The organism is Pannonibacter sp. CBAS1226 (assembly GCF_055685825.1).
On record NZ_JBVOUO010000014.1, the window covers coordinates 1 to 26,587 of the forward strand.

Annotated in this window: 27 protein-coding genes; 10 read left to right on the forward strand and 17 right to left on the reverse strand. The window is 64.3% G+C overall.

Annotated features, from left to right (window positions below):
- Window positions 1–508: 508 nt before the first annotated feature.
- The 5 genes from AC0CMF_RS23270 to AC0CMF_RS23290 all read left to right on the forward strand — a co-directional run bounded on the left by AC0CMF_RS23270 (window position 509) and on the right by AC0CMF_RS23290 (window position 5,114).
- On the forward strand, window positions 509–1,180 hold the full coding sequence (locus AC0CMF_RS23270; RefSeq protein ID WP_050475290.1) for a response regulator transcription factor: 672 nt from the start codon (window positions 509–511) through the stop codon (window positions 1,178–1,180).
- Window positions 1,177–2,541: a sensor histidine kinase gene (locus AC0CMF_RS23275; RefSeq protein ID WP_122521866.1), complete on the forward strand. Its 1,365-nt coding sequence runs from the start codon at window positions 1,177–1,179 to the stop codon at window positions 2,539–2,541. The genes AC0CMF_RS23270 and AC0CMF_RS23275 overlap by 4 nt, the downstream gene beginning before the upstream one ends.
- Before the next feature lie 139 nt (window positions 2,542–2,680).
- Complete coding sequence (locus AC0CMF_RS23280; RefSeq protein WP_374631340.1) at window positions 2,681–2,959, forward strand: helix-turn-helix domain-containing protein; 279 nt, start codon at window positions 2,681–2,683, stop codon at window positions 2,957–2,959.
- Complete coding sequence (locus AC0CMF_RS23285; protein WP_374631338.1) at window positions 2,956–4,191, forward strand: type II toxin-antitoxin system HipA family toxin; 1,236 nt, start codon at window positions 2,956–2,958, stop codon at window positions 4,189–4,191. The genes AC0CMF_RS23280 and AC0CMF_RS23285 overlap by 4 nt, the downstream gene beginning before the upstream one ends.
- A 107-nt stretch (window positions 4,192–4,298) precedes the next feature.
- The gene (locus AC0CMF_RS23290) at window positions 4,299–5,114 is read left to right on the forward strand and encodes a helix-turn-helix domain-containing protein (RefSeq protein WP_374631337.1); all 816 of its coding nucleotides are present in this window, start codon (window positions 4,299–4,301) and stop codon (window positions 5,112–5,114) included.
- Here the strand turns inward: AC0CMF_RS23290 and AC0CMF_RS23295 are convergent, their stop codons facing one another.
- The 5 genes from AC0CMF_RS23295 to AC0CMF_RS23315 all read right to left on the reverse strand — a co-directional run bounded on the left by AC0CMF_RS23295 (window position 5,115) and on the right by AC0CMF_RS23315 (window position 10,077).
- The gene (locus AC0CMF_RS23295; RefSeq protein WP_374631335.1) at window positions 5,115–5,816 is read right to left on the reverse strand and encodes an ABC transporter ATP-binding protein; all 702 of its coding nucleotides are present in this window, start codon (window positions 5,814–5,816) and stop codon (window positions 5,115–5,117) included.
- On the reverse strand, window positions 5,803–6,573 hold the full coding sequence (locus tag AC0CMF_RS23300; RefSeq protein WP_374631333.1) for an ABC transporter ATP-binding protein: 771 nt from the start codon (window positions 6,571–6,573) through the stop codon (window positions 5,803–5,805). Before AC0CMF_RS23300 ends, AC0CMF_RS23295 begins: the two co-directional genes overlap by 14 nt.
- Window positions 6,570–7,526, reverse strand: a complete 957-nt coding sequence (locus AC0CMF_RS23305) for a branched-chain amino acid ABC transporter permease (RefSeq protein ID WP_374631331.1) — start codon at window positions 7,524–7,526, stop codon at window positions 6,570–6,572. Before AC0CMF_RS23305 ends, AC0CMF_RS23300 begins: the two co-directional genes overlap by 4 nt.
- 3 nt (window positions 7,527–7,529) lie before the next feature.
- Window positions 7,530–8,402 (reverse strand): branched-chain amino acid ABC transporter permease, encoded by an 873-nt coding sequence (locus AC0CMF_RS23310; protein ID WP_050475270.1) that lies wholly within the window; start codon window positions 8,400–8,402, stop codon window positions 7,530–7,532.
- A gap of 517 nt (window positions 8,403–8,919) precedes the next feature.
- Window positions 8,920–10,077, reverse strand: a complete 1,158-nt coding sequence (locus AC0CMF_RS23315) for an ABC transporter substrate-binding protein (RefSeq protein WP_374631329.1) — start codon at window positions 10,075–10,077, stop codon at window positions 8,920–8,922.
- Between the two features lie 281 nt (window positions 10,078–10,358).
- Between AC0CMF_RS23315 and paaG the strand changes: the two genes are divergently transcribed.
- The 4 genes from paaG to AC0CMF_RS23335 all read left to right on the forward strand — a co-directional run bounded on the left by paaG (window position 10,359) and on the right by AC0CMF_RS23335 (window position 14,071).
- On the forward strand, window positions 10,359–11,183 hold the full coding sequence (gene paaG / locus AC0CMF_RS23320; protein WP_374631327.1) for a 2-(1,2-epoxy-1,2-dihydrophenyl)acetyl-CoA isomerase PaaG: 825 nt from the start codon (window positions 10,359–10,361) through the stop codon (window positions 11,181–11,183).
- A complete protein-coding gene (gene paaI, locus AC0CMF_RS23325) occupies window positions 11,180–11,626 on the forward strand; it encodes a hydroxyphenylacetyl-CoA thioesterase PaaI (RefSeq protein ID WP_374631325.1) in 447 nt (148 codons plus the stop codon). Before paaG ends, paaI begins: the two co-directional genes overlap by 4 nt.
- 419 nt (window positions 11,627–12,045) lie before the next feature.
- The gene (gene paaK / locus AC0CMF_RS23330) at window positions 12,046–13,356 is read left to right on the forward strand and encodes a phenylacetate--CoA ligase PaaK (RefSeq protein WP_472482483.1); all 1,311 of its coding nucleotides are present in this window, start codon (window positions 12,046–12,048) and stop codon (window positions 13,354–13,356) included.
- A gap of 115 nt (window positions 13,357–13,471) precedes the next feature.
- The gene (locus AC0CMF_RS23335; protein WP_119396871.1) at window positions 13,472–14,071 is read left to right on the forward strand and encodes a TetR/AcrR family transcriptional regulator; all 600 of its coding nucleotides are present in this window, start codon (window positions 13,472–13,474) and stop codon (window positions 14,069–14,071) included.
- On the opposite strand, the gene AC0CMF_RS23340 is transcribed toward AC0CMF_RS23335, so the two are convergent.
- Complete coding sequence (locus AC0CMF_RS23340) at window positions 14,064–14,318, reverse strand: CopG family ribbon-helix-helix protein (protein ID WP_472482484.1); 255 nt, start codon at window positions 14,316–14,318, stop codon at window positions 14,064–14,066. The two genes, AC0CMF_RS23335 and AC0CMF_RS23340, sit on opposite strands and share 8 nt — an antisense overlap.
- A gap of 138 nt (window positions 14,319–14,456) precedes the next feature.
- Here AC0CMF_RS23340 and AC0CMF_RS23345 point away from each other — a divergent pair, with 138 nt between their 5' ends.
- Window positions 14,457–14,669 (forward strand): hypothetical protein, encoded by a 213-nt coding sequence (locus AC0CMF_RS23345; RefSeq protein WP_247648063.1) that lies wholly within the window; start codon window positions 14,457–14,459, stop codon window positions 14,667–14,669.
- A gap of 1,980 nt (window positions 14,670–16,649) precedes the next feature.
- Here the strand turns inward: AC0CMF_RS23345 and paaZ are convergent.
- The 11 genes from paaZ to AC0CMF_RS23400 all read right to left on the reverse strand — a co-directional run bounded on the left by paaZ (window position 16,650) and on the right by AC0CMF_RS23400 (window position 26,516).
- A complete protein-coding gene (gene paaZ, locus AC0CMF_RS23350; protein ID WP_374630517.1) occupies window positions 16,650–18,725 on the reverse strand; it encodes a phenylacetic acid degradation bifunctional protein PaaZ in 2,076 nt (691 codons plus the stop codon).
- Window positions 18,726–18,933: 208 nt separating this feature from the next.
- Window positions 18,934–20,010: a 1,2-phenylacetyl-CoA epoxidase subunit PaaE gene (paaE, locus tag AC0CMF_RS23355; protein ID WP_374630515.1), complete on the reverse strand. Its 1,077-nt coding sequence runs from the start codon at window positions 20,008–20,010 to the stop codon at window positions 18,934–18,936.
- 11 nt (window positions 20,011–20,021) lie between these two features.
- Window positions 20,022–20,558 carry a 1,2-phenylacetyl-CoA epoxidase subunit PaaD gene (gene paaD, locus AC0CMF_RS23360; RefSeq protein ID WP_374630513.1) on the reverse strand — a complete coding sequence of 179 codons (537 nt, stop codon included), beginning with the start codon at window positions 20,556–20,558 and terminating at the stop codon, window positions 20,022–20,024.
- A gap of 5 nt (window positions 20,559–20,563) precedes the next feature.
- Window positions 20,564–21,331, reverse strand: coding sequence for a 1,2-phenylacetyl-CoA epoxidase subunit PaaC (gene paaC, locus AC0CMF_RS23365; protein ID WP_374630511.1), 768 nt, complete (start codon window positions 21,329–21,331; stop codon window positions 20,564–20,566).
- On the reverse strand, window positions 21,331–21,615 hold the full coding sequence (gene paaB, locus AC0CMF_RS23370; RefSeq protein WP_019966655.1) for a 1,2-phenylacetyl-CoA epoxidase subunit PaaB: 285 nt from the start codon (window positions 21,613–21,615) through the stop codon (window positions 21,331–21,333). Before paaB ends, paaC begins: the two co-directional genes overlap by 1 nt.
- Before the next feature lie 84 nt (window positions 21,616–21,699).
- Complete coding sequence (paaA, locus tag AC0CMF_RS23375) at window positions 21,700–22,698, reverse strand: 1,2-phenylacetyl-CoA epoxidase subunit PaaA (protein WP_374630509.1); 999 nt, start codon at window positions 22,696–22,698, stop codon at window positions 21,700–21,702.
- Between the two features lie 707 nt (window positions 22,699–23,405).
- Window positions 23,406–24,254, reverse strand: coding sequence for a PaaX family transcriptional regulator C-terminal domain-containing protein (locus AC0CMF_RS23380; protein WP_374630507.1), 849 nt, complete (start codon window positions 24,252–24,254; stop codon window positions 23,406–23,408).
- 7 nt (window positions 24,255–24,261) lie between these two features.
- Window positions 24,262–24,516: a type II toxin-antitoxin system Phd/YefM family antitoxin gene (locus AC0CMF_RS23385; RefSeq protein WP_374630505.1), complete on the reverse strand. Its 255-nt coding sequence runs from the start codon at window positions 24,514–24,516 to the stop codon at window positions 24,262–24,264.
- A gap of 151 nt (window positions 24,517–24,667) precedes the next feature.
- The gene (locus AC0CMF_RS23390; RefSeq protein ID WP_374630503.1) at window positions 24,668–25,177 is read right to left on the reverse strand and encodes a GNAT family N-acetyltransferase; all 510 of its coding nucleotides are present in this window, start codon (window positions 25,175–25,177) and stop codon (window positions 24,668–24,670) included.
- 3 nt (window positions 25,178–25,180) lie between these two features.
- Window positions 25,181–25,453 carry a type II toxin-antitoxin system TacA family antitoxin gene (locus AC0CMF_RS23395; RefSeq protein WP_050475282.1) on the reverse strand — a complete coding sequence of 91 codons (273 nt, stop codon included), beginning with the start codon at window positions 25,451–25,453 and terminating at the stop codon, window positions 25,181–25,183.
- Between the two features lie 70 nt (window positions 25,454–25,523).
- Entirely contained in the window at window positions 25,524–26,516 is a 993-nt protein-coding gene (locus tag AC0CMF_RS23400) for a LacI family DNA-binding transcriptional regulator (protein WP_374630501.1), read from the reverse strand.
- Between the last annotated feature and the right edge of the window lie 71 nt (window positions 26,517–26,587).

Here is a 26,587-nt window from a genome sequence, read left to right on the forward strand (position 1 = left end):
AACCGACACGCCGATGAGCATGTAGAACAGATGCTGGAGAGACAAAAGCGTGCCAAGCGCAGACAGTAACGTGTCAATCACGGTCATAACTCCGTGAACACCGCGGCGATCCGCAGGTTCTCAAGATGTTTGATGAGATCTGGAAGGCGCATGGCAAGGCGTGACAGCACGCATCGCCGCACCGGACGGGCAGGAGAGCAGGATCCCGGCTCTAGTGGCGGTTTTCCCTGGAGGCCCGGGCCGCATCCGCGCCCGGGGCCAGGTCACATCCCGCCGGGGCCTGCAGTCCCGCTGTAAACAGCGTTGCAGCCGGATCCCTCGCGCCCTGGCGCGTCAGTGCAAACAAAGTCAATGGATCATTCCTCCCCCGGCCCCTGAACAGCATCAGGATGCAGCCAATTCTTATCTTCTGATGGAAGCGGACTTGATTTCTCCTCGTCAAGTCTGCTTGATCGCACATTACGAAAGTTTGCTGTCCATAACCTGTCTGACAACAGAAGGCACGAAGGTGCGAATAATCCTCGTCGAAGATAACATGAGCCTGGCACAGGGCATCGAGAATGCGCTGAAAGATCAGGGTCATGCAGTCGACCATCTCGACGACGGGCTGGCCGCGGAAGAATTTCTCAGAACAGAGACCTGCGACGTCATCATCATTGACGTCAACCTGCCGGGCCTGACGGGGATAGAGCTCACCCGCCGCCTGCGCCAGCGCGGGGATGCAACGCCCGTGCTGATGCTGACCGCCATGGGCAAGACCTCCGACCGGGTCAACGGACTGGATGCGGGGGCCGATGACTATCTGGTCAAACCCTTCGAAATGGCAGAGCTTTTCGCCCGCCTCCGCGCCCTGTCCCGCCGCCGCCCGCAGGTTGCGCCGCAGATCGAAACGGCTGGCAGCCTGACCTATGACCGGCAGCAGCGGACGGTCTACCGGGATGGCGAAAGGCTGGACCTGCCCCGCCGCGAACTGACCCTGTTCGAGCTGCTGCTCGACCAGAGGGGCCGGCTTCTGGCCAAGGAGCATATCACCGCATCGCTCTATGGCACCGGGGCGGAAGTCGAGGCCAATGCCGTCGAACTGCTGATTTCCCGCCTGCGCCGCAAGCTTGAGGGCAGCGGCGTCCAGATCCGGACCGCGCGCGGCCTCGGCTACATGCTGGACACGGACCCCGCATGAACCGGCTCTCCCTGCGCGCGCGGCTGTTCCTGCTGCTGATCGTGCCGCTGGTCATCATTGCCGCCTTCGGCGCCTATGCCCGTTATGAAGCGGCGCAGAACCTGTCGCGCCAGCTTTATGACAAGACGCTGCTGGCGGTCGCCCTGACCATCTCCCGCGATGTGATCATTTCCGAAGGCGACATGCTGACCGAGCCGCTCCTCGAAGAGCTGACCACCGCACTGGGGGACCCGGTCTATTACCGCATCACCGGCCCGGGCGGCAGTTTCGTCACCGGCTATTCCCACTCCCCCCGGATTCCGGAGGACATCAGCCTGCAGAGCGGCCAGCCCAGCTTCTTTGACAGCATTTATCTCGGCAGCGAGGTCCGTTCGGTCGTGCTGCGGGAGTTCATTGCCCATCCCCGCTTCAATGGCTGGGTCACCGTTGAAGTGTGGCAGACCACCACGCAGCGCAGCGCGCTGAGCCAGGAACTCTTGACGGAATCCCTGCTGCTGCTGGGTACGGTCATCCTGTCGGCCGCGCTGATCCTGTGGTTCGGCATCCAGCTGGGCCTCAAGCCGCTTCTGGACCTGCGCAATGCCATCAGCCTGCGCACGCCGGATGACCTGCGCCCCATCCGGCGCTGGGTGCCGAAGGAGCTGCGGCCTCTGGTGGAGACGACAAACTCGCTCTTCTCACGGCTCGCCAAGGCCTTCGAGATCCGGGCCGCCTTCATCTCCGACGCCGCCCATCAGGTGCGCAATCCCATTGCCTCCATCGTCAGCCAGGCGGAAGCCGCCCTGTCCGCACCGGATGAGGAAACGCTGCGCAAGCGGGTGAGCGCCATCGCCGTTTCGGCAAGGGCAACCGGGCGGCTGACCAACCAGCTTCTGTCGATGGAACGGGTGCGCGGCCGCAGCCTGCGCTCGCTGTTCACACAGGCCGATCTCGCCGCCCTCGTGGCCGAGCGCGTGCGTGCCTTTGCCGAGATCCAGATGCGCCGCGATGTTGCGGTCAGCTTTGCCATGGAGGGCGAGGCAAGGCTCGTCACCTGCGATCCGGTGATGGTTGAGGAAATGCTGGCCAATCTTCTCGACAATGCCGTCCGCTATGCCCTGAAGCCCGGTGGTGAGCTGACCGTGACGCTGGACTTCCAGCCGGAAACCGTGCGGCTGAGCGTGCAGGACGACGGGCCGGGCGTGCCGGAGGACCTGCGCGAGCGGGTGTTCGACCGCTTCTTCCGGCGCAGCCTCGACATGGACAACGGCTGCGGCCTGGGTCTGGCCATCGTTGCGGACATCGCCGCCGCCCACGGCGGTCACGCCCGCTGCCTTCCGTCCGAACGCGGCGCGCTGTTCGAGGTGGAGATCAAGGGCTGAGACCAGAGAGCCGGGCCGTCAGAAAATTTACCGAACGGGAAGCCTGCTGCCGGAGAAACAGTTTTCATCCCGAACGGGAAGATTGACATTGAGCCACCGGCTTTCTTCCTGTACGGTAAGACAAACAGGGAGAAGCCGCTTGTTCAGAACCGCAGGGGATTTTGGCGCCGCAATCCGGAAACAGCGCAAGGCGCTTGGCTGGACACAGGCCGGGCTTGCCGCCCGCTCCGGCACGGGCGAGCGCTTCATCGTCGAGCTGGAGTCCGGCAAGCCCGGCTGCCATCTGGAAAAGGCGCTGACCGTCGCCCGCACCGTCGGCCTCGAAATCGGCGACCTGCGGCAAGCACGCCCTGCCCCCGCAACGCCCCCGGATGACGGCGATCTGGCCTTCCTGCCCGACTTCGGGGAAGGCCGATGACCGCGATCTTCTACGAGAGCCTTCCCGTCGCGCAGCTGCGCTTCGATGGAGAATGGCGGCTTGACTACGAGCCGGGCTGGGCAGCCCGCCGGGCGGCCTTTCCCGTTTCGCTGACCATGCCGCTGCGCTCCGGCCCAGTGGAGGCCGGACGGCTGCTGCCCTGGCTGGCGAACCTTCTGCCCGAAACGCATCTGGCGGAAATCGGCCAGAAGCTGAAGGTCTCGCCGCAGGATATCGTCGGCCTGCTCAGCCACATCGGCCGGGATACGGCAGGCGCCCTTTCCATCGGCGTGCCGCGCAAACCCGGCATCCACCTGATGCCGGTTCCCGGTGATGTGGCGCTGGAGCGCATTCTGGACGAGCTTCCGGCACGGCCCTTTCTCGCCGGAGAGCGCGGCGTTTCCATGTCTCTGGCCGGCGTGCAGGAGAAGCTGCCGGTCTTCGTGACGCCGGAGGGCACCCTGGCCATTCCCGTGGATGGCACGCCCTCGACCCACATCCTCAAGCCGGACACGCGCCATCTGGCGGGCAGTGTCGAGAATGAGGCCTTCTGTCTGGCGCTGGCACGCGCCTGCGGGCTGGAGGCCGCCCGCGCATCCATCGGCACGGCCGGAAAGCGGCGCTATCTGCTGGTGGAGCGCTACGACCGCTTCACCGACGGGCAAGGGGAATTGCGGCGGCTGCATCAGGAGGATCTGTGCCAGCTCACCGGCCAGTTCCCGGCGCAGAAATACGAGCGCATGACCGGCGGCCAGGGTGTCACGCTGAAGATGATGTTTGCCGCGATCGACACGCTGGTCAGCCCGGCCGAGCGGCTGAAGCTGCTTGATGCGGTCATCTTCAATGTGCTGATCTGCAACTCGGATTCCCATGCCAAGAACCACTCCGTGCTGATCGGTGCGGGCGGGTCGGCAAGGCTTGCCCCGCTTTATGACCTGATGTGCGCTGCCGTCTACCGCCACGTGGACCAGAGCCTGCCGCAGGCCATCGGCGGCCGCTACAAGGCAGCGGACCTCAGGGCCGATGACTGGAAGGCGCTGGCAGAGGACAACGGCCTCAGCCCCGCCACCACCATACGGCGCGTGAAGGATCTGGCGGAGCAGGTCTCAAGCCGCAGCGAAGGCACCGCCGCTGCCATCGTGAAGGCGGCAGGCGATCCCTCCCGCATTCTGGAGCGCACCTTGCACGAGATTGGCAAACGCTGCCGCAGGATATTGGGCCAGCTGGACTAGGAATGCGTCAGGAAAGCAGCGGTGGAGTGTTGTCCCACTGCCGTCCAGCCTCGCACATGCATGGCCAGCCTTGATGGATTGAACGAGACGAGAGGCAGCTGCCCGGCATGCAAGAGACCCCACAGCCCCTGAGGCTCAGTCCGAAATTCCGTGAAGCCCTGGCAGGTTATTGCGAGGTCATGACGGCGCTGCCGCCATCGGGCTGGAACACGCGCAAGCTGATCCACGAGTTTGCCCGCTACTACGCTGCCTACATGCTGATCATGAACTATTACGGCTGGAAGGCCGGGGTTGCGCCGCTTCCCTCGCTGGCGCGGCTCAAGGCTGTCTCGGGCATGAGTCCGAGGCAGACAGCAGCGGTCGTCTCGGCCTTCAGGGCGGGCGGCCTCGTGACGGCAGAGGCAGCCGAAGCCGACCGCAGGCAAACGCTGCTGCGGCCCGAACCGTCCCTTGTTCTGGAGGTGGGGCGCTCGACCGGCGCCTTTCTGGCGGCCTATGACAGGGTGCAGGGCACAAGCCTTGCCCCGCGGATTTGTGCATCGGCGGATCAGCTGGGCACCCTGATCTTCCATGCTGCGGTTCAGGTCCTGCAAGGGGGAACCACCATTGCCGCCTTTCCAACCGTTCAGGAAATGGCCACACTGGATTGCGGCTATCTCATTCTCGTCGCCGTCATGCAGGCTCATTATGACCCGAGCCGGGGAGAGCTGCGGCAGTCTCTCACCTATGAGGCGCTGGCCAGCCGCTTCCGGATTTCCCGCTCGCATGCCGGAAATGTTCTGAACCGGCTGCAGGCCTCCGGCAAACTGACGGCAGATCGCAGCCCCGCACCCGCGCTCATCGACGAATTCGAGCGCTGGTGCGAAACCGAGATGACGTTTTATCCGCCCCTCGCAAGACGCGTGATCGAGGCGGAAAAATAGTCAGATCCCCAGATAGGCCTCGCGGATGCGGGGGTCGGCGATGAGGTCTGCGGCAGGGCCTTGCATGGTGATCTTGCCGGTTTCCATCACATAGCCCCGGTCGGCGATTTTCAGCGCGCCGAAGGCGTTCTGCTCCACCAGAAGCACGGTCACATCCAGCGCCTTGAGGCTTTTCACCACGTCGAAGATCTGGGCAACGATGATCGGCGCCAGGCCCATCGACGGCTCGTCCAGCAGGAGGCACGAGGGCCGGCCCATCAGGGCGCGGGCCATGGCCAGCATCTGCTGCTGCCCGCCCGAGAGCCCCCCCGCCGCCAGATTGCGCTTTTCGCGCAGCACCGGGAACATCTGGAAGGCATCGTCCATGTCCTTGCCCACCCGGTCATCATCAAAGAGATAGGCCCCGAGCCGCAGGTTCTCCTCCACCGTCAGGTTGGTGAAGATCTGCCGCCCTTCGGGAGACTGGGCGAGCCCGCGCGCCAGACGCCGGTGGGAGGGCACCTTTGTCAGCGTCTCGCCGCGGAAGGTGATGGAGCCCGCCGCAAGGGGATGGACGCCGGACAGGCAGCGCAGCAGCGTCGTCTTGCCCGCGCCATTGGCGCCGATCACGGCAACGGTCTCGCCCGAATTGACGGAAAGGTCGAGGCCATGCAGCACCTCGATCCGGCCATAACGGGCACGCAGGCCCTCAACCAGCAGCATGATCAGCTCCCAGATAGGCGGCAATGACAGCCGGGTTGCGGCTGATGCCGGCCGGGTCCCCTTCGGCGATCTTCTCGCCATGGTCCAGCACGACGATGTGGTTCGAGATGCGCATGACCATCTTCATGTCATGCTCCACCAGCAGGATGGCGGTGCCTGCAGCGGCGATTTCGGCGATCAGGTGGTCGATCTCTTCCGTCTCCACCGCATTGCAGCCCGCCGCCGGCTCATCCAGCAGCAGCACTTTCGGCGACAGCGCCAGCGCCCGGGCGATTTCCAGCCGCTTCAGTGAGCCATAGGAGAGGCTGGCCGCCTCGCGCTCGGCCGCCCGCTCCAGCCCGGCCCGTTTCAGCAGCGCCCGCGCCCCCTCCTCTGCCGCCTTGCCGCGGCGGCGGGAGGCGGGAAGGGCAAAGAGGTCGGCCAGCACGGAGCCGCGCTCCTTCAGGTGAAACCCGGCGGTGACATTCTCCAGCACGCTCATCTGCTGAAAGATCTGCAGGTTCTGGAAGGTGCGCGACATGCCGCGCCGGGCCAGAAGATGCGGCGGCATGCCGGTCACATCCTCGCCGTTCAGCTTCACCTTGCCTGCACCCGGCTGGTAGATGCCGGAGATCATGTTGAACAGCGTCGTCTTGCCCGCCCCGTTCGGCCCGATGACGGAGACGATCTCGCCGGGCTTCAGCGCAAAGGACACGTCATGCACTGCCTTCAGCCCGCCGAAGCTGATGCCGAGGCCCTCGATCGACAAAAGGCTCATCCCTCGCCTCCCCTGATCTTGCGCAGAATGGACGGGATCACCCCCTGCCGCAGGAAGATCATCACCAGGATCATCACCAGACCCAGAACCAACTGCTCATATTCGGCAAAGACGGTCAGCACCTGCGGCAGCAGGGTCAGCACCGCAGCACCAAAGATGCCGCCCATCACCGAGCCGACACCGCCGAGCACGGCCATGGTCACCATCTCGACCGAATGCATGAAGCCCGCCACATCCGGCGTGATGAACTTGTTCTGCAGCGCCAGCAGCGAGCCGGAGACGGAGGCATAGACGGCGGAAATCACGAAGGCCTGCAGCTTTGCCGCCGCCACATCGACGCCCACCGTTCCGGCCGCCACTTCCGAGCCATGCAGCGCCCGCAGCGCCCGGCCCGTGGGGCTGTTGTAGAGATTGAGCGCAAGCCACGCCCCGAGGATGAGGCAAAGCCCGCAGAAAAAATACCAGAACTGGCCGTTCGTCAGGTCCAGCCCGATGCCTTTCAGCACGGCGCGCAGGCCGAATTCCGGCACGTCGATGCCGTCCGGCCCGCGTGTCAGCGCCCGCTCGTTGTTCAGCACCATGGAAATCAGGATGCCCATGCCGAGCGTGGCGATGGCGAGGTAATAGCCCTTGAGCCGCAGGATCGGCCGGCCGACCAGATAGGCCAGCAGCCCGGACACCACCGCCCCCAGCACCACGGCGAACACCGGCGGCAGGCCGAGGTGGACGGGCGCCAGCGCGCAGGCATAGGCACCGATCCCGGCAAAGCCCGCATGGCCCAAACTGACCTGCCCGGCCCAGCCGGTCAGGATGACGATGCCCGTCACGGCGAGGCCGTTGACGAAGATGAGCGCGCCCACCCGGTAATAGAAGCCGGAAGGGAACAGGAGCGGCGCCAGGACCACCAGCAGCGCCAGAATAAGAAGTGCCGTTGCTTTGGAAGACAGTCGCATCGCTTACACCCGCTCCGTGGCCTTGCGGCCAAACAGGCCCTGCGGCAGGAAGAAGAGAACCGCGAGAATGACGAGGAAGGCGGCGGCATCCTTGTATTGCGAGGAGATGTAGCCCGCCGTCAGCGCCTCCAGCAGGCCCAGCGTCAAGCCGCCCACCAGCGCGCCTTTCGGGTTGCCCATGCCGCCCAGCATCGCCGCCGCAAAGCCCTTCAGCGCAAGGCCGAGACCCACGTCATAGGACGTGAGCGTGATCGGCGTTACCAGCACGCCCGCCAGCGCACCGATGCCCGCCGACAGGGCGAAGGACAGCGTCATGACGAAGCCGGTGTTGATGCCCACCAGCTGCGCCGCCAGCGGATTGTTGGAGGTGGCCAGCACCGCGCGGCCCAGCAGGGTGCGGGTGAAGAACAGCCAAAGGCCGATGAACACGGCCACCGCCCCGCCAATCACCCACAGGCTCTGCGGCAGGATCGTCGCCCCGCCGATATGGAACGGCGCATCGCCGGAAAAGGCCGGGAAACTGTGGATCTGCTTGCCGAAAATCAGCTGCGCCGCGCCCCGGATGAAAATCGACGCACCGATGGTGATGATGACCAGCGACACCACGGGCGCCCCGCGCGCAGGCTCAATCGCCAGCTTGTTCATGGCGACGCCGAGGCTCGCGGTGATGACGATGGCGAGCAGCGCCGCCAGCGGCAGCGGCGCCCCGGCGAGATGGGCGAAGACGGTGATCATCCCGCCCAGCATCACGAACTCGCCCTGCGCGAAATTCACCACATCCGAAGCGTTGTAGATGATGGTGAAGCCAAGGGCCGCAAGCGCATAAACCGCCCCGACCGTCACCCCTGAAAAAAGAAATTGCAGCAGTTCCGGCATGTCAGTCTCCGGCTGGATATGCAGTGGTCATTGCAGCAGGTGCAGAGGGCATCTGTTTCCCTCTCCCTTGAGGGGCTGAAACGCTCAGACTGCTGACAAGCCTTGGGCCTCTCCATCGTCATCCTCGGCCTTGTGCCGAGGATCTAACCAAATCAATGGCTTGTAGATGGCCGGGACAAGCCCGGCCATGACGAAAGAGGAGAGCCCTCGCTTTGTCATCGACCTCGGCGTTTCCTCAAGATTCAGAAGGGATTACCCGTTCCCTGCGGCTGGGCCCCTCCGCTCCCCTCCCCCTCGTGGGGAGGGGTGAGGGGAAGGCCTTTCCGTCTGGCACAGTGTCCATTGAATTCAGACGGCTGCTCCCCCTGATGCCCCTTCGGAAAAAGTTCCATCTTTCAATCCCTTGCAGGCTCACAGCCCCCACCCCTCACCCCTCCCCACCAGGGGGAGGGGGGCGGAGGGGTGGGGGGGAACAGCCTCTCCGTCAGGCAGTGAGGCTGCAGCCCCCCTCGTCACCTCATTCAACAACCGTCCACTTGCCGCCCTTGATTTCCAGCATGCGGAAGGCGGAGAGGTCGAGGCCGAGGTGGTCTTCCGGCGACATGGTGTAGATGCCCGTGGTGCCGGCAAGGCCAGAGGTTGCCTCGATGGCATCGCGGATCGCCTTCGGCTCGGCGGAGCCTGCCCGCGTCAGCGCATCCACGAGGATGAGGAAGGCATCATTGGCATAGCCGCCGAAGGTGCTGACCGGCGTGCCGGTGCGGGCCTCGAACGCGGCCTTGTAGGCCTCCACCGCAGGCTTCTGCGGGTCGCCGTCCTTCAGCAGGTCCGCCACCAGCAGCGCCGTGCCCGGCAGGCGCACGCCTTCGGCCGCATCCTCGCCCGCCAGCTTGATGAAGCCGTCGGAGGCCACACCATGAGACTGGTAGAACGGCAGGCCGACGGCCAGCTGCTTGTAGTTGCGCGTGACGATGGACGGGCCCTGGCCGAAGCCGGGGTTCAGCACCGCCTGCACGCCGGCCGTCGCCTTGATCTTGGTCAGCTGCGCCGTCATGTCGGCGTCCTTGGGATCATAAGTCTCGTCGGCCAGGATCTCGATGCCATAGTCACCGGCCACCGACTTGCACTGCGCCTGCATGGAGGCGCCGAAGCCATCCGTGCCGGAAATCATGCCGATCTTGGTCAGGCCGCGCGTCTTCATGTCCTCGAAGATCTTCTGGCAGGCCATGCGGTCGGTGTGCGGGGTCTTGAAGGTGTGCGGCTTCACCGGGCTGATGATGTCGATGGCACCGGCCAGCGAGATGAACGGCACTTCCGCATCTTCCGCCACCGACAGGATCGACATGGTGGTGCCCGTCGTGGTGCCGCCGATGATGGCCACCACCTCGTCATCCTCCACAAGGCGGGTGGCGAAGGTGCGGGCCTTGTTGGGGTCGCCGCCGTCATCATAGGAAATGAGGGTGATCTTCTCGCCGTTGACGCCGCCCTTGGCGTTGATTTCCTCCACCAGCATTTCCAGCGTCTTGGCTTCCGGATCGCCCAGGAAGGCCGCCGGGCCGGTTGCGGAAATGGATGCGCCAATGCGGATTTCGGCAAGCGCGCCAGTGACAAGGCTGGTGGCAAGGCCAAGCCCGGCCGCCACTGCCAGCGCAGTTGTCGTCAAATAGGTCTTCATGCTCTCCTCCCACGGAAACCGGACCGGTCTATCTCTCTCTTCGGGATGCGGCCCATCCGAACGGCCACTCCTCTGGCCAGCCCGAACGGGGGTATAACGGCAGGGACACAGATCAGCGCTGCCTGCGGGCTGTGCCCGGCGAGCAGCCGTCCAACAGGTCCTTGCGAAGTCCTCCCGCCGGCCCATCCCTGACCGGCAAGGATTATCATTGACCGGCCGGTCGGTTTATGCAAGAGCTTTTTATGTCCGGTCCCATGGCCCGGACGGGAGGAGAAAAGACCATGCCAGAATCTGGGCCAGAAACTGGGTCCCAACCTGCAACCAGCACCGTGCTGGTGGCGCTGGACAACGGCGTGCTGCGCCTGACGCTGAACCGGCCGGAAAAGCTCAACTCGTTCAACGAAGAGATGCACCTTGCCCTGCGCGCAGGCCTGACCCGCGCCCATGAGGATGCCGCCGTGCGCGCCGTGCTGCTGACGGGTTCAGGCCGCGGCTTTTGTGCCGGGCAGGATCTGGGCGACCGCGACCCGCGCAAGGGCGGCCCGGCGCCGGACCTCGGCCACACGCTGGAAACCTTCTACAACCCCACGCTCCGCCTGATCCGCAGCCTTGAAAAGCCCATTGTCTGCGCCGTCAATGGCGTGGCCGCAGGGGCTGGCGCCAATATCGCGCTGGCCTGCGACATCGTTCTGGCGGCAAAATCCGCCCGCTTCATTCAGGCCTTCGCCAAGATCGGCCTCATCCCGGATGCCGGTGGCAGCTGGAGCCTTGCCCGCATTCTGGGCGAGCCCCGCGCCAAGGCTTTGGCGCTGACCGCCGAGCCCCTGCCCGCCGAAACCGCCGCCAGCTGGGGCCTGATCTGGAAGGCCGTGGAAGATGACGCGCTGATGGGCGAAGCCGGGGCGCTGGCCGCCTCGCTCGCCGCCGGTCCCACGCTGGGTCTGGGCCTCACCAAGCGGCTCATTCAGGCCGCCGCCACCAACTCGCTGGACGAACAGCTCGACATGGAGCGCGACCTGCAGCGCCAGGCCGGACGCAGCGCCGACTATGCCGAAGGCGTCACCGCCTTCCTTGAAAAGCGCAAGCCGGAGTTCAAGGGCCAATGAAACCGCTCAGCGCCATGACCCCGCAGGAGATCGCCGAAGCCTCCGCCCGCTCCCTGTGGGAAGGCGACACTGCCACGCAGCAGCTTGGCATGCGCCTTGAAGAGGTTGGCCCCGGCACCGCGACGATCAGCATGACCATCACGCCCGCCATGTCCAACGGGCACGGCACCTGCCACGGCGGCTATCTGTTCACGCTGGCCGACAGCGCCTTCGCCTTTGCCTGCAACAGCCGCAACCAGCACGCCGTCGCGCAGCACTGTTCCATCACCTACCTCCTGCCCGGCCGCATCGGCGACCGGCTGACGGCACAGGCCGTGGAAGTGTCGCGGCAGGGGCGCTCGGGCATCTACGACGTGCGCATCACCAACCAGGACGGCCAGCACCTCGCCGAATTCCGCGGCCACTGCCGCACGATCAAGGGCACGCATATTCCCGAGGGGTGAGGGCTCACGGCACAGCCTCTCAGCCCCCCTCCCCCTGGTGGGGAGGGGTGAGGGGTGGGGGGCGCGGAGCCTGAGACGAACTGAAGGATGGAAGATTCATTGGGAGGGACCAGAGGAAGGAACTGATGGTCGCCAGCCTTTGTTGCCCTGCCAGCCGGAGAGGCAGCCCCCCACCCCTACCCCCTCCCCACGAGGGGGAGGGGAGCGGAAAGGCCGTGCCAGCAGGAACAGATTGAGCCGCTGCCCCTCGCTGGAACCGGCTCACGGCACAGCCTCTCAGCCCCCCCTCCCCCTGGTGGGGAGGGGTGAGGGGTGGGGGGCTCGGAGCCAGAAATGGACGGGAACTGACAGCAAGACTCACATGCGCCCCGTGAGCGCACGAAACCAAGCATGAGACTGGATATCCTGGGGAGGAGACCATGGAAGACCTGACGCCGGACCGCAAGTCGCTCGACCCGATCGAGACCGCGTCCCGTGACGAGATCGAGGCGCTGCAGTTTCACCGCATGAAGCGGTCGCTGAAGCACGCCTATGAGAATTCGCCCTTCTACCGCAAGCGCTTCATCGAGCATGACGTGCACCCGGAAGAGCTGAAGAGCCTGAAGGACATTGCCCGCTTCCCCTTCACCACCAAGCAGGACCTGCGCGACACCTACCCCTTCGGCATGTTCGCCGTGCCGCGCAACAAGCTGACGCGGGTGCATGGCTCTTCCGGCACCACGGGCAAGCCCACGGTTGTCGGCTACACCGCCAATGACATTGACGTCTGGGCCAATCTGGTGGCCCGCTCCATCCGCGCCGCTGGCGGGCGGCCGGGCGACATGCTGCACAATGCCTATGGCTATGGCCTGTTCACCGGCGGCCTTGGCGCCCATTTCGGCGCGGAGCGGCTGGGCTGCACCGTGGTGCCGATTTCCGGCGGCCAGACCGAGCGGCAGGTAACGCTGATCAGCGATTTTCAGCCGGACATCATCATGGTCACCCCGTCCTACATGCTGGCCATTCTTGACGAGTTCCGCCGTCAGGGGCTCGATCCGCGCCAGTCCTCGCTGAAGACCGGCATCTTCGGCGCCGAGCCCTGGACCAACGCCATGCGCGAGGAAATCGAGCAGGCCTTCGACATGCACGCGGTCGATATCTACGGCCTGTCGGAAATCATGGGGCCGGGCGTAGCGCAGGAATGCGTGGAGACCAAGGACGGCCTGCATGTGTGGGAGGACCATTTCTACCCGGAAATCATCGATCCGGTGACGGGCGAGGTGCTCCCCGATGGTCAGATGGGCGAGCTGGTGTTCACCACCCTCACCAAGGAAGGCCTGCCGATGGTGCGCTACCGCACCCGTGACCTGACGCGGCTTCTGCCCGGCACCGCCCGGTCCATGCGGCGCATCGAAAAGATCACCGGCCGCAGCGACGACATGATCATCCTGCGCGGCGTCAACGTGTTCCCGACGCAGATCGAGGAGCAGATCCTCAAGTGTAAGGGCCTTGCCCCGCATTTCCAGATCGAACTGAGCCGCGACGGGCGCATGGACACCATGACCGTACATGTGGAATGCACGCCGGACATGGCAGGCGATGATGCCCGCAAGGCCTCCGCCGGGGAGCTGGCCCATCACATCAAGGCCGTGGTCGGCGTCTCGACCCGGATCAACATCACGGCCCCCGGCGGCGTCGCCCGCTCGGAAGGCAAGGCCAAGCGGGTAGTGGACAACAGGCCGAAAGATTAACGGCACATACTAGGCTCCTGCGGCATCACAGCCCTAGGGCGAACCCCTGACAAGCGGGGCCGGATCGGCTAAACAACGCGCAATCCGCCCGTTTGTCATGAACAGGAACAGCAAGATGGCTCGCACGCGGGCAGCAGACTTTGAAGAGAAGCAGCGCAGCATTCTGGACAAGGCTGCGCAGGTCTTCGCCGAGCAGGGCATGGAAAAAGCCTCCATGTCCCAGATCGCCAGCGTTGCGCAGGTGTCCAAAGCCTTGCTCTACCATTATTATCCGAGCAAGGACGCGCTGATCTACGCCATCATCGTCACACATCTTGAAGCGCTGGACGAGGCCATCGAGGCCGCCGATGACCCGGCCCTGCCGCCGGGAGACAGGCTGCGGCGGCTGGTCGGCGCGGTTCTGGAGAACTACCGGGGTGCGGACAACCAGCACAAGGTCCAGCTCAACGCCACCTCCGCCCTCTCGGACGAGCAGAAGGCCGGCATCACCGCGCTGGAGCGCCGGATCGTGCGGCGCTTTTCCACCGTGCTGGAGCTGATCAACCCGGACCTCAACAGCCCCGAACGCCCGCTGCTGATGCCCGTCACCATGTCGCTCTTCGGCATGATGAACTGGGTCTACATGTGGTTCCGCGACGGCGGCCGCATCAGCCGCGAAGACTACGCCAGCGTCGCCACGACACTGATCCTGGAGGGGATCAAGGCGGTCAGGTGAGGTCCCAGCCATGCTTGTCGGCTATCGCGGCGAAGACATCCCCGGCAGGTAGAACGCCGCCCTCACGCATCGCGGCAATCCCGGCTTCGATCCGCTCCATCTGCCACATGTTGACATCCAGATAGTGTTCAATCGCCTGATTGACGATGTCATTGCGGGAGCGGCCCGTGGCATTCGCCAGGGCATCAATCTCCGCCACCCTTGAGGTGCGGATGGTGACAGGCTCCGCTCCGGGGCGCTGCGGCATGCTGGGCTCCTCTTTCATGAAGGCTGATCATACTCCAGTGCAGCACCTCTTCCAAGCTTCGTGAGCCGGGCCTCTGGCAGCAGCCACAAACCCACGTTCATGCTAATGTGGACTTGAGGAGCGCAGAGGAGCCTTGCCATGAGCCGTCTGACCATCGACCTTACGGACAAACAGCATCAAAGCCTGAAGGCTCTGGCCGCCTTGCAGGGGAAGACCATCAAGCAATATGCGCTGGAACGCCTGTTCCCCGGCCATACGGGCGGCCAACGAAGCCAGGCAGATCCCGGATGTCAGCAGTCACCTCGTGAAATAGTCGATTCTGCCAATATGCCTCCAGACATGTCTTCGTAACGAACGACCATCTTCCATCCGTAATCTGTGATTGCGGGATCAGCACATGAGTCTTTTACAAACTGAGGCCGGAGGGAACTCTCTAAAAAAGATCGAACTTCTTCGGACGTTAAAGAGGCATCAGTAATCCTGTAAACGAGCACAATGTCCTTCCGACTTGAATCAGCCGAAATGGACTGAATTATCGTCGTTTCATCAATTTCTTGCGGAAGATCAGCGTTTTGAACCTCGATAGACCTCACTATTTGCATAGTTGACCCCTCTCTTTCAAGGTAATCCACACCCAAATCCGTGAGATACTCCAAAGAAGATATCATTAAAAGAGCGAAAACTCCTATTGCAACCCGGAGCGAGCAGTCCTTTGGCACGTACGCAGGCCGCGCCGGTGACGTGACAGGTGACGCAAAAAACAGGAAAAAGCTCGCAATCGGAACTATTCCTATAAATGCGAAGCCCTTGGACTTGCCTGCATCCTTAGTACGGAGCATAGAGACATGCGCAAAAAGACAGCCGCCAACCGCGTACCAGAGCGGGTAGAACAAGAAATACCACTCCGCGCTCGATGAGCTCAAGTAGAACGCCCATATAAAAGCCAGCACAAACTCACCAAATATGATAAAGTAAGATATAATAGCTATAAAAATACAATACATCATTATCGAACCAACGTTCGAATTGATGATATCTTTTGAGTCTGGCCCAGTTCCTCTGATTATTTTATATGCGGTATAGGCAATGAATCCCGCAAATAGGCTACCAAACAGGGACACCTGACTTACCATTTGCTCTACATTCATTTAGGCCCCACAAATTATTTATTTTGTAAATCAGCACACTCGATATGAAGTGCCTTCAGCGGCACTTCGTTTGCCGCCCATGATCATCCGCATTAGACCTTCGCCATTTAGGACGCAATGACTCCGCAGCGCAATTTCAAGCTGTCAACGACTGGTCCGCTGCCGGTGGCCTTACTGACCTTGCCCCTTCGCCCTAGGCTTCAGACTCATAACCTGTAGCATACGGTTGCGGTGAGGCAGATGGAGGACAAAAAATTCCTGGTATTGCGGTCACAGCGTGTTGCGATCCTGTGGAATTCTCTCCGCCTTTCGAACATACGCATGATGACGTTTCTGCCTTTATAGGTATGGCAAGAAACAGTTTTACCATTTTCGTGTTTTGCGCGGCGGAATGTGTGGCAGTGAGCCGCGTGCCTCCACGATCCGGCGTATCCGGTCACTGTCGCAGCTCTTGTCGCCGTGCAAAACACCGTTTGCCGGAACATGTGGTAAGAGCGCCTCTGCTCCGGTGAAGTCAGAGACGTTGGCTCCCGTCAGGTGAAAGGCGATTGGCCGGGGCGACCGCCGGATGGGTCGCAAGGCCTTTCGCCTTCTCTTCTTCTCTCCGCGCCGTCCCTGCCCCAAACCCCAAACTGTGCCGGGGCCTGTATGGCAGGCAGTGCCTCACCGCGTGAAGCGACTTCATTCGCTAATAGCCTCAGAAAACAACCGCGCTGCACCCCTGACGGGTCCCGGCACAAGGCCGGGACGGCGCGGTGGGTGGGTGGGGAGCTTACTGCAATCCATAACGGCGGCAGGCTGAGGTGAAGTGGCGTCGAAAGGAGCTACGCTTTTCAAGCCGTCCCGGCCTTGTGCCGGGACCCGTCAGGGGCGCGCAGCTCTCTCCGCCGTCACCCCGGGCGGAGCGAAGCGAAGACCCGGGGACCACTCGCTTGCAGAGCGGTGAAAAGGCCACGGAAGGCACATGAGACACACTTCGTGTCATCTGCGGTGGTGTTCGGCATCTCTCTGGGAGCGAGTAGGCCCCGGCTCGCGCTGCGCTTGGCCGGGGTGACCCAGTGCCTGATGCTGGGCTGAGCGCACTCTCTCGCCGCCCCGGCCCCAAATCCCAAACTGTGCCGGGACGGCGCGGTGGGTGGGGAGGCGCCGATGGAGGCCAAGGGCGTTGCCACACCCTGCCCCGCTACTCCGCAGCCTTCACCACCTCCGCCACGGGCGGCCATGTCTTGGCGACCATGGTGAGCACGTCATATTGCGCCACGACCTCTCCCGACTGATTGGTGACCTGGCAGTCCCAGCGCACTTCGCCGTGTTCGGCATTGGCGCGGGGGTTGATTTCCTTGCAGGTCAGCCGGACTTGCAGCGTGTCGCCGAAATAGACCGGCGTCAGGAAGCGCAGGTTGTCGACGCCGTAATTGGCCAGCACCGGGCCCGGTGCCGGATCGACGAACAGCCCGGCGGCGAAGGAGGCGATGAGGTAGCCGTGGGCGACCCGGTCGTCGAAGAAGGGATTTGCCCTGGCCGCCTCGCTGTCCATGTGGGCATAGAAGGTATCGCCGGTGAAATGGGCGAAATGCTCCACGTCCTCCTGCGTCACCGCGCGGGCGGCGGTGACGATCTGGTCGCCGATGGCAAGCTCCGCGAGGGACTTGCGGAAGGGATGGACGCCCTGCTGCGCCCCGGCCCCCTCGATCCAGCGGCCCGTGACGGCGGAGAGCAGCCGGGGAGCGCCTTGCACGGCCGTGCGCTGCATGTAGTGCTTCACGCCGCGCATGCCGCCCATTTCCTCGCCGCCCCCTGCCCGGCCCGGCCCGCCATGCACCAGCGGTGCCAGCGGCGAGCCATGGCCGGTGGAGGACCTGGCGGAAGTGCGGTTGCCGATCAGCACGCGGCCATGGAAGGGCGCAAGGCCCAGCACCATCTCTTCGGCCACATGCGGGTCATCGGTGAAGACGGAAGACACCAGCGAGCCCTTGCCCATCTGGGCCAGTTCCACGGCTTCTTCCAGATCATCATAAGGCATGACGGTGGACACCGGCCCGAAGGCCTCCACATCATGCACGGCGCCCGCCTCGAAGGGCCTCGCGCAATACATCAGCACCGGATTGAGAAAGGCACCGGCCTGCGCATCGCCCGAGGCAAGGCGCACGTCATCCGGGTTGCCCGCAACGATTTCCGCATCGGCCTGAAGTCCGGCGATGCGCTCGCGCACCTCCTGCCGCTGGTCGAGGCTGGCCAGCGCGCCCATGCGCGTTGCCTCCTCGCCCGGCAGGCCCGGCAGCACTTTCGAAAGCCGCTCGCGCAGGGCGTCAATCAGCGGCTCCACATGGGCACGCGGGGCCATGACGCGGCGGATGGCGGTGCATTTCTGCCCGGCCTTGGCGGTCATCTCGCGGGCCACTTCCTTGACGAAGAGGTCGAATTCCGGCGTGCCCGGCGCGGCATCAGGGCCGAGGATCGCCGCATTGAGGCTGTCGGCCTCCATGGTGAAGCGCACCGCATTGGCCACCACGGCCGGGTGCGCCTTCAGCTTGCGGCCCGTTGCGGCAGAGCCGGTGAAGGTCACCGCGTCCTGCCCGGTCACATGGTCGAGAAGATCGCCGACGCTGCCGCAGATCAGTTGCAGCGCGCCTTCCGGCAGAATGCCCGAGGCGATGATCTGGCGCACGCACAGCTCGGTCAGATAGGCGGTCTGGCTTGCCGGCTTGACGATGCAGGGCACGCCCGCCAGCAGGGTGGGCGCGATCTTTTCCAGCATGCCCCAGACAGGGAAGTTGAAGGCGTTGATGTGCACGGCCACACCGCGCAGCGGCGTCAGGATGTGCTGGGCGCTGAAGCTGTTGTCGCGGGACAGGGGCTCCACATCGCCATCGGTCAGCACGCGGGTGTTGGGCAGCTCGCGCCGGCCCTTGGAGGCAAAGGTCAGCATGGTGCCGATGCCGCCCTCGATGTCGATCCAGCCATCGGCGCGGGTCGCGCCCGTGTGCAGGCTCTCCGTATAGAGCTCTTCCTTCCGCTCCATCAGATGGAGGCCAAGCGCCTTCAGCATTGCCGCCCGGTCGTGGAAGGACATGGCGCGCAGCTTCGCCCCGCCCGTCCGCCGCCCGTAGTCGAGCGCGGCGGCAAAGTCGAGGCCGGTGGCATCCACTTCCGCCACCGGCGCTCCGGTGGCCGCATCACGCAGAAGCTGGCCCTCGCCGGTTCCGGCAATCCAGCGTCCGCAAACATGGCTTTCAAGACGGCGCGGGGCGGCAGTCATGGGCATTTCCTTCTTTCAATAATCCTGCCCGCCAGAAGCGGGTTAAGGGTGATGACAAAGCAGGAACTCTTCTCTTTCGTCATGGCCGGGCTTGTCCCGGCCATCTGCAAGCCATTGATCTGGTTAGATCCTCGGCACAAGGCCGAGGATGACGGCGGAGAGGTCGCAGGTTGTCAAAAGTCTCGTTACTCCAAGGCTCCGGGTGGCCTCATTCGTCGTAGGTCACCACCACCTTGTCCGTCAGCGGGCGTGCTTGGCAGGAGAGCGCGTAACCAGCGCGCACTTCGTAATCCTCCAGCGCGTGGTTGACGGCCATTTCCACCTCGCCTTCCAGCACCTTGCAGCGGCAGGTGGAACAGACGCCCGCCCGGCAGGAGTAAGGCGCGTCCAGGCTGGCGGCGAGCGCGGCCTCCAGAATGGTCTCACCATCGCGGCCCATCTCGAAGCTGCGGGTCAGGCCATCGAGCGTCACCGAGGCCTGCGTGCCCGTGCCCGGCGCAACGGCGGTGCGGGAGACGGCGGGCGCCTTGGCCCGGCCCGGCTGGCCGGAGGCGAACAGCTCAAAGCGGATCTGGCTGTCATCCAGCCCATGCTCGCGCAGGCTGGCGGCGATGGTCAGCATCATCGGCTCCGGCCCGCAGATGAAGGCCGTGTCCACCGCGCTGGCGTCGATCCAGTGGGTGAAAAGCGCCTTCATCTTCTCCGCGTCGATCCGCCCGGTGAAGAGGTCGATCTCCTGCCCCTCCTGCTCCAGCACGTGGATGACTGAGAAGCGCCCGAGATAAAGGTTCTTCAGGTCCTCCAGCTCCTCGCGGAACATGATGGAGCTGATCTGCCGGTTGGCATAGACGAGGGTGAACTTCGAGCGCGGCTCGCGGGCCAGCACCGTCTTGATGATCGACAGCACCGGCGTGATGCCCGAGCCCCCGGCAAAGCCGAGATACTGGCGGCCCGCCTCCGGGTCGATGGGCGTGAAGAAGCGGCCCATGGGCGGCATGGCCTCCAGCACGTCGCCGGGGTGCAGCGCCTCATTGGCCCAGGTGGAAAAGGCCCCGCCATCCACCCGCTTGATGCCCACCTTCAGCACGCCCTCATCAAGGCCTGCGCAGATGGAATAGCTGCGGCGCAGCTCCTCGCCGTCAAAATCGCGGCGGAAGGTCAGATACTGGCCTTGCGTGAAGCCGAAGAGCGGAAGGTCCTCCTCGCGCGGGGCAAGGGTGACGACCACCGCATCGCGGGTTTCGCGGCGCACACCGGTGACGGTCAGCGGATGAAAACGGGCCATGGCTTGCGTCCTCAGATGCACTTGAAATAGTCGAAGGGTTCAAGACAGTCCGTGCAGCGGTAGCTGGCCTTGCAGGGGGTCGAGCCGAACTGGCTGACCTTCTGCGTGGCTGCCGAGCCGCAGCGCGGACAGGTGATCGCAAGGTTGCTGCCGGAGACGAGCCGCGCCACGCGGCCTGCGATCTGCTCGGCAACACGGCCATCGGGCGCCGTGCCGTCGATGGGCGGGGCGATGCCATACTGGCGCAGCTTTTCGCGCCCCTCCGGCGTCAGCCAGTCCGTGGTCCAGGGCGGCGACAGGCGCCGTTCCAGCCGCAGATCGGCAATGCCCTTTGCCCTGAGCGCCGCCTCGATGTCGAGGTTGATGATGCTGGTTGCCGGGCAGCCGGAATAGGTGGGCGTCACCGTCACCACCAGCGTTTCATCCTGCCAGGCCACATCCCGGATGATGCCGAGATCGGTGAGGCTGATCACCGGAATTTCCGGGTCCGGCACTTCGGCGAGCCAGGACCAGACTTCCGCCACATCGGGATGACGCGCGCTGGCCATGGCACTCACCACGTTGCGCCGGGATAGGCGCGCTGCAGGAACTGCATTTCGGCCAGGATATAGCCCAGATGCTCCGTATGGGTGCCGCGCTTGCCGCCCTTGTGCTGCCAGGCCTCGCCCGGATGGGCAAGCCCGGCTTCCGCCAGAACCGCGCCCACCGTCCCGTCCCAGCCCGCCTTGAGGCTGGAGGGCAGCGGCACAGTGCCGGAAGCGGCCAGCGCTGCATCCGTCTCGTCATCCATGAACATCTCGCCGGTATAGGTCCACAGCGCCTTCAGCGCCCTGGCCATGCGGGCGTGGCTTTCCTCCGTGCCGTCGCCAAGCGCGATCACCAGCGCGGCGGAACGGTCGAGGTGATAGGCCGCTTCCTTGGCCGCTTTCGCCGCAATCTCCGCCACACGCGGCTCAGTGGAGGACTTCAGCGCCTCCAGCAGCTCCACATGGAAGGCATCGAACAGGAACTGACGCATCACCGTGTGGCCGAAATCGCCGTTCGGGCGCTCCACCAGCAGCAGATTGCGGAAGGCGCCGGCATCGCGCAGATAGGCGAGCGCATCGGCACTGCGGCCCTTGCCCTCCACCTCGCCCGCCAGCCCCAGCCACAGCTGGCACTGGCCGATGAGATCCAGCGCCTGATTGGCAAGCGCAATATCCTCTTCCAGCGCCGGGCCGTGGCCGCACCATTCGGACACCCGGTGCCCCAGGATCAGCGCATTGTCGCCCATGCGCAGCAGCCACTCGAACAGCGCCGCCTGATGTGTCGCGCTGGCCATCACATGTGCCCCACTTCTTCGGGAATGTCGTAGAAGCTCGGGTGGCGGTAGACCTTGCTGTTCGACGGCTCGAACAGCGGCCCCTTCTCCGAAGGCACGGAGGCGGTGATGTTTTCCGACTTCACCACCCAGATGGAGACGCCCTCATTGCGGCGCGTATAGACATCGCGCGCATGGCGGATGGCCATGTCCGCGTCGGGCGCATGCAGGCTGCCCACATGGCGGTGATTGAGGCCATGCTGGCCACGGATGAAGATTTCCCAAAGGGGCCATTCGCTGGACATGTTCCGCGTCCTCCCGCAAACACGTTGAAATCAGACTGTCTTTTGCCGGGCGCCTGAAAGCTCATGCGCCCCACCGGCCCTGGCCTATTCGGCCGCCACCCGCGCTGCCGCACGGCGCGCATCCTGCTTCTTCGCATGGGCCATCAGCCCCTCGCGCACCCAGGCGCCATCTTCCCAGGCCTTGACGCGGGCACCGAGGCGCTCCTCGTTGCAGGGGCCATTGCCGGCGATCACGGCAAAGAACTCGCTCCAGTCCGGCTCGCTGAAATCATAGCCGCCCTTTTCCCCGTTCCACTTCAGTTCGGGATCGGGAATGGTGAGGCCGAGATATTCGGCCTGCGGCACGGTCTGGTCGACGAACTTCTGGCGCAGCTCGTCATTGGTGTTGATCTTGATCTTCCAGGCCATGGACTGGGCGGAATGCACCGAGTCCTTGTCCGAGGGGCCGAACATCATCAGCGAGGGGAACCAGAAGCGGTTCAGCGCATCCTGCGCCATCGCCTTCTGCTCCGGCGTGCCCTTGGCCATCTTCATCATGATGTCGTAGCCCTGCCGCTGGTGGAAGCTCTCTTCCTTGCAGATGCGGATCATGGCGCGGGAATAAGGTCCGTAGCTGGTGCGCTGCAGCGGCACCTGATTCATGATCGCCGCCCCGTCCACCAGCCAGCCGACAGCGCCCATATCGGCCCAGGTCAGCGTCGGATAGTTGAAGATGGAGGAATATTTCATCTTGCCCGCATGCAGCAGGTCTATGAGTTCATCGCGGGAGACACCCAGCGTCTCGGCGGCGGAATAAAGATAGAGCCCGTGGCCCGCCTCGTCCTGCACCTTGGCCAAGAGGATCTGCTTGCGCTCCAGCGTCGGTGCACGGGTGATCCAGTTGCCTTCGGGAAGCTGGCCGACAATCTCGCTGTGCGCGTGCTGGCCGATCTGGCGGATCAGCGTCTTGCGGTAGCCCTCCGGCATCCACTCCTTGGGCTCGATCTTCTCGCCCCGGTCGATGCGGTCCTGAAAGGCTGCCTCTTCCGGCGTCATCGCCTCACGGGCCTTGCCGCCTTCGGATGTCACAAGCTGCGCATACATGATCCGGCCTCCTCCCTCATCAAACGCCCTGCTCCGCGCTTCAATCCAGCGCCTTGCAGCCGCGTGACAGCCAGCTCACTCCTCATATCGCTGACCGATCGGTCGATTTATACGCCCAAAACCGTCACAAGAAAAGTCACTTTTTCATGATTCTTGTGATGCTTTTGGGTGCAAGGATTTTTCTGTTATATTTCAGGTGGTTATAGAGTTTCAGAGAGAGCGGAGGCTTCTCCCATGGCAGTGTTTGCGGAGGCCACCGGGTGAGGCACCACCCCCTCTCCCTCCCCTCTTGAAGGGCCGTGTTTGCAACGGACTGCCAGTCAGGCACCAATTTCTCTCCCCCCTTGAGGGGGAGATGCCCCCGGCAGGGGGCAGAGGGGGTAACGGACGATCCGTTTAAGAGAGATCCTGCCGTATTGAAGCGCAGACATCTCCCCTCTGTCTGCTGGCGCAGACATCTTCCCCTCAAGGGGGGAGAGGGACGCTGCGGTGAGCGGCGAAAGCCTGCAGTCTGGGTGATTGGTCGCGGCCTTTCAGCCCCCTCCGCGCCGCCCCGGTCTTGTGCCGGGGCCTGTCAGGTTGCCGCCGCGCCCCGGCATCGGGCGCTTTCGATCGATGATAGCCGCAGAAAACAACCGCCCTGCGCCCATGACGGGTCCCCGCACAAGGCGGGGACGGCGCGGTGCGTGTGGCGAGCCTGCCTTCATCTAAACAACCACCGGAATCCGGCTGAGGCTCTCCGGTGTGCGTGCGGGCAGGAAGCCGTCTGTGCCTTCGAGGTGGGCGGCCACATGCCGTTCGGTGGCCGGGGTCAGCGCGAGATAGAGCCGGCGGAACAGGCCGCGCGCCTCGCCGCCGTTCCAGTCCACTGGGAGAGCCGCCTGAGGCAGGCGCGGGTCGCGCAGCAGAACGTGGCGGTAGGCATGCACCAGCAGCAGCCGGGCGGTCAGCGCGTCCCCATCGGCAAGGCGGCAGCCGCCCTCATCTGCCATCGCAAGCAGCGGCGAAAAACTGGCGATGAACTCCGCATAGCCCTCCTGCAGGGCCGAAAGATCCCAGAAACCGGCGAGCCTTGCCGGGTCCGCAACCTCGCCCGCATGCAGCACCAGCGCCCCCGGCGGCGGGGTCTGGCCCCGGTCCGGACGGATGAACACCGGTCCGCCCATATGCCCCAGCCGCAGACGGCGGGCGTCGTCCGGCGTCAAATCCGGCGCATGGAGCACCTGCCAGCCCCGGCCCGGCTGGTCCGGCCCGTAGAGAAGATCCGCAGCCTGCTGGAACTCCGCCCTTGCCGCCTCCGCCAGCCGGTAGTAGCTGCGCCGCCCGATGCGCTCACCCGCCAGCCGCTCGGCCGCCACAAGGCGCGAGACAGCCGTGCGCACCAGCGATTCATTGATGCCTGCCCTTGCGCAAAGCTCGATCAGCGTTCCCGTCCACAGCACGCCGCCGCGTGGCACGGCGATGTCGCCGTAAACCGTGACGATAAACGCCGCCGCATTCAGCCGCATCCGGCGGAGAATCTCCGCAATCTCTTCGCCTGCCCCGTCCAAACTCAAGGCCCCGTTATCCTTTCCAAAGCGTCAGTTCATCCCTGTCGATGGGTTCAAAAAAGTCCGGTCCGGCCCCGAGATCCCGATCCTTCAGCAAGCCGATCCTGAATGTCTTGTGAGGGACAGGAACAAGCCGCACAAGGGGCACTCCCTCCCGTGTGATCACCACATCCCCGCCGGAAAGCGCAGCCTCGACAAGCTGCGGAAAGCAGGTTTCAGCGGTACCAACATCAACCTGCATCCGACCACCCTCTGCAAGATCAACCATTTCGGCAAGGCCCCCAATGCTGACGCATCAAACCTTGAAAAGGCGCAAGCGCTATACGTCACTTCAGACTACTGGCAAACCGGAGACCCGCAAGCTGCCCGGCTTCACCCCGCGGTAAAACCGCTCCCGCCCGGCGCAAGCTTGCCACCCATCACCCTTCAAGCATCCGCCGGATGTCCTTGATGAGGCGGTAGAGGACCAGAGGCTGGTCTTCAAAGGGAATGAAACCGAATGTCTCATAGAAGGCACGGGCTTCACCGTCCTTGGCATGCACCGCAAGCGCCCGTAGTCCGGCAATATCCGCCGCCTGAAGCGTGCGCAGGATTGCATTTTTCAGCAGGCCGGAGCCCAACCGCTGTCCCTGCCAGTCACGGTCCACCACAAGACGCGCCAGCAGCATCACCGGAACCGGATGACGGGGCAAACCCTTGCGCAGCCGGTCAGGTGCCCCGGCATATTCGACCTGGCCAAAGGTCAGGCTGTAGAATCCGGCGACTGCCTCCCCTGCCATTGCAAGATAGGTCTGTGCACTGCCGGATTTCTGGCTCGCCAGAGCGTGTCTTTGCAGGAAAGCATTCAGCGCCTGCGTTCCGCAATCGAAGGCGGACAGGTCATGGTGTGCGCTGAGCTTTTCGATCCGGAGCTTCGGCCCGCCGCCCATGCTTCAGTCGAATACGCCGGGAGACGTCAGCAATTGTTCCATGCGCGCGTGCCGAAGGGGCGGGGCGTCGAGAGCCTCGACGAATGCCTGCCACTCTGCCTCGCCAAGCCGCAGGATGCGGCGCTGCAGAACGGTTTCCTCAGCCGCAGCAAGGGCACTGTCGAGCACGAATTCGGACATGGTCTTGTGGCGCAGCTCCGCCGCTTCCCGCAGCAGCCGCTTGGCCTCGGGCGATACCCGCATTTCCAGTTTTTCCGAACGGACAGGCGCTGTCATGGTGCCGGGCTCTCCGCAGATCGTCTCTGTCGCATATCCTATCAGACTGCCGGGACAATGTCATGACCGGCTACACCGTCCCCCGCTCCACCAGACTGACCGGAATGGCCACGCGCCGGGGGCCCGTATCCTCGTCGTCTTCGGCCAGAAGCGTCAGCACGGCGGCCACCACGTCCGGGGCGGACTGGCGGATGGTGGTGAGGTTGTGGGAGGACCAGGCCGCTTCCGGGATGTCGTCGAAGCCGATCACGGCCACATCCTGCGGCACGGATATGCCCATTTCAAACCGCGCCGTGTTGAGAAAGCCGAGTGCCGTGCGATCGGTCGCGGCAAAGACGCCATCAATAGCAGGACCTGAACCGCGCAGCAGGCTGCGGGCGGCCTCGCAGCCTGCTTCATAGTTGCCGCGCCCGGCCACCCAGCGTTCGCAGGCGATCCCTTCTTCGTCCAGCCGCTCCAGAAAGCCCGCCGCCCGCCGCCGCTGGCTGGGCGTGTCCGCCCCGGAGCGCACCACGCAGAGCTTCCGCCGCCCTGCCGCCAGCAGGTGCTCTGCCGCCAGCCGCCCGCCCATGCGGTCGTCGGTCTCAATGGAGCCTGCCTCGACGTCTTCCATGTGGCGGTTGATGAGGATCATGCGCTGACGGGCGCGCAGGCACTGGTCGATCAGCTCACGCGGGGGCGCGCCGGAGAGCACGATCACCGCCCGCACCCTGTATTCCAGCACCAGATTGAGCAGCGCCGTCATGTCCTGCGACGAGGCATTGAGCAGCAGCGCATGCAGGCCCTTGCCGATCAGCGCGGCGCTCAGGTCATCCAGCAGCCCGGCCACATAGGGCTCGTAAAAGCGGGCGCCGACAATCGCCACCATGCTGGAGCGGGAGGTTTGCAGGTCCTTGGCCAGCCGGTTCACCCGGTAGCCCAGCTCATCCGCCGCCCGCAGCACCTTTTCACGCACCGCCGGGGAAACATAGGCATCGGGCGTGAAAGTGCGTGAAACGGCCGAGCGCGACACGCCCGCAAGCTTCGCCACATCGGCTGCGGTCACAAAACCGGCCTTGCTCATTCACCTCTCCCCGCTGTTTGCGCACTGGCAGCCCTGCCGGATTGCAACCTCTGGCCCCGTCATAAAACCGA

Bases quoted from the DNA above. Each gene is read 5' to 3' on its own strand.
- AC0CMF_RS23295 (WP_374631335.1), bottom strand. From the start codon at position 5,816: ATGCTGCTGGTTGAGGGCCTGCGTGCCCGTTATGGCCGGATCGAGGTG.
- paaE (WP_374630515.1), bottom strand. From the start codon at position 20,010: ATGGCCCGTTTTCATCCGCTGACCGTCACCGGTGTGCGCCGCGAAACC.
- paaA (WP_374630509.1), bottom strand. From the start codon at position 22,698: ATGTATGCGCAGCTTGTGACATCCGAAGGCGGCAAGGCCCGTGAGGCG.
- AC0CMF_RS23310 (WP_050475270.1), bottom strand. From the start codon at position 8,402: ATGCCGGAACTGCTGCAATTTCTTTTTTCAGGGGTGACGGTCGGGGCG.
- paaI (WP_374631325.1), top strand. From the start codon at position 11,180: ATGAAACCGCTCAGCGCCATGACCCCGCAGGAGATCGCCGAAGCCTCC.
- AC0CMF_RS23275 (WP_122521866.1), top strand. From the start codon at position 1,177: ATGAACCGGCTCTCCCTGCGCGCGCGGCTGTTCCTGCTGCTGATCGTG.
- paaZ (WP_374630517.1), bottom strand. From the start codon at position 18,725: ATGACTGCCGCCCCGCGCCGTCTTGAAAGCCATGTTTGCGGACGCTGG.
- AC0CMF_RS23315 (WP_374631329.1), bottom strand. From the start codon at position 10,077: ATGAAGACCTATTTGACGACAACTGCGCTGGCAGTGGCGGCCGGGCTT.
- AC0CMF_RS23400 (WP_374630501.1), bottom strand. From the start codon at position 26,516: ATGAGCAAGGCCGGTTTTGTGACCGCAGCCGATGTGGCGAAGCTTGCG.
- AC0CMF_RS23340 (WP_472482484.1), bottom strand. From the start codon at position 14,318: ATGCCGCAGCGCCCCGGAGCGGAGCCTGTCACCATCCGCACCTCAAGG.
- AC0CMF_RS23285 (WP_374631338.1), top strand. From the start codon at position 2,956: ATGACCGCGATCTTCTACGAGAGCCTTCCCGTCGCGCAGCTGCGCTTC.
- AC0CMF_RS23290 (WP_374631337.1), top strand. From the start codon at position 4,299: ATGCAAGAGACCCCACAGCCCCTGAGGCTCAGTCCGAAATTCCGTGAA.
- paaC (WP_374630511.1), bottom strand. From the start codon at position 21,331: ATGGCCAGCGCGACACATCAGGCGGCGCTGTTCGAGTGGCTGCTGCGC.
- paaG (WP_374631327.1), top strand. From the start codon at position 10,359: ATGCCAGAATCTGGGCCAGAAACTGGGTCCCAACCTGCAACCAGCACC.
- paaB (WP_019966655.1), bottom strand. From the start codon at position 21,615: ATGTCCAGCGAATGGCCCCTTTGGGAAATCTTCATCCGTGGCCAGCAT.
- AC0CMF_RS23335 (WP_119396871.1), top strand. From the start codon at position 13,472: ATGGCTCGCACGCGGGCAGCAGACTTTGAAGAGAAGCAGCGCAGCATT.
- AC0CMF_RS23395 (WP_050475282.1), bottom strand. From the start codon at position 25,453: ATGACAGCGCCTGTCCGTTCGGAAAAACTGGAAATGCGGGTATCGCCC.
- AC0CMF_RS23385 (WP_374630505.1), bottom strand. From the start codon at position 24,516: ATGGTTGATCTTGCAGAGGGTGGTCGGATGCAGGTTGATGTTGGTACC.
- AC0CMF_RS23305 (WP_374631331.1), bottom strand. From the start codon at position 7,526: ATGCGACTGTCTTCCAAAGCAACGGCACTTCTTATTCTGGCGCTGCTG.
- AC0CMF_RS23300 (WP_374631333.1), bottom strand. From the start codon at position 6,573: ATGAGCCTTTTGTCGATCGAGGGCCTCGGCATCAGCTTCGGCGGGCTG.
- paaD (WP_374630513.1), bottom strand. From the start codon at position 20,558: ATGGCCAGCGCGCGTCATCCCGATGTGGCGGAAGTCTGGTCCTGGCTC.
- AC0CMF_RS23390 (WP_374630503.1), bottom strand. From the start codon at position 25,177: ATGGGCGGCGGGCCGAAGCTCCGGATCGAAAAGCTCAGCGCACACCAT.
- paaK (WP_472482483.1), top strand. From the start codon at position 12,046: ATGGAAGACCTGACGCCGGACCGCAAGTCGCTCGACCCGATCGAGACC.
- AC0CMF_RS23345 (WP_247648063.1), top strand. From the start codon at position 14,457: ATGAGCCGTCTGACCATCGACCTTACGGACAAACAGCATCAAAGCCTG.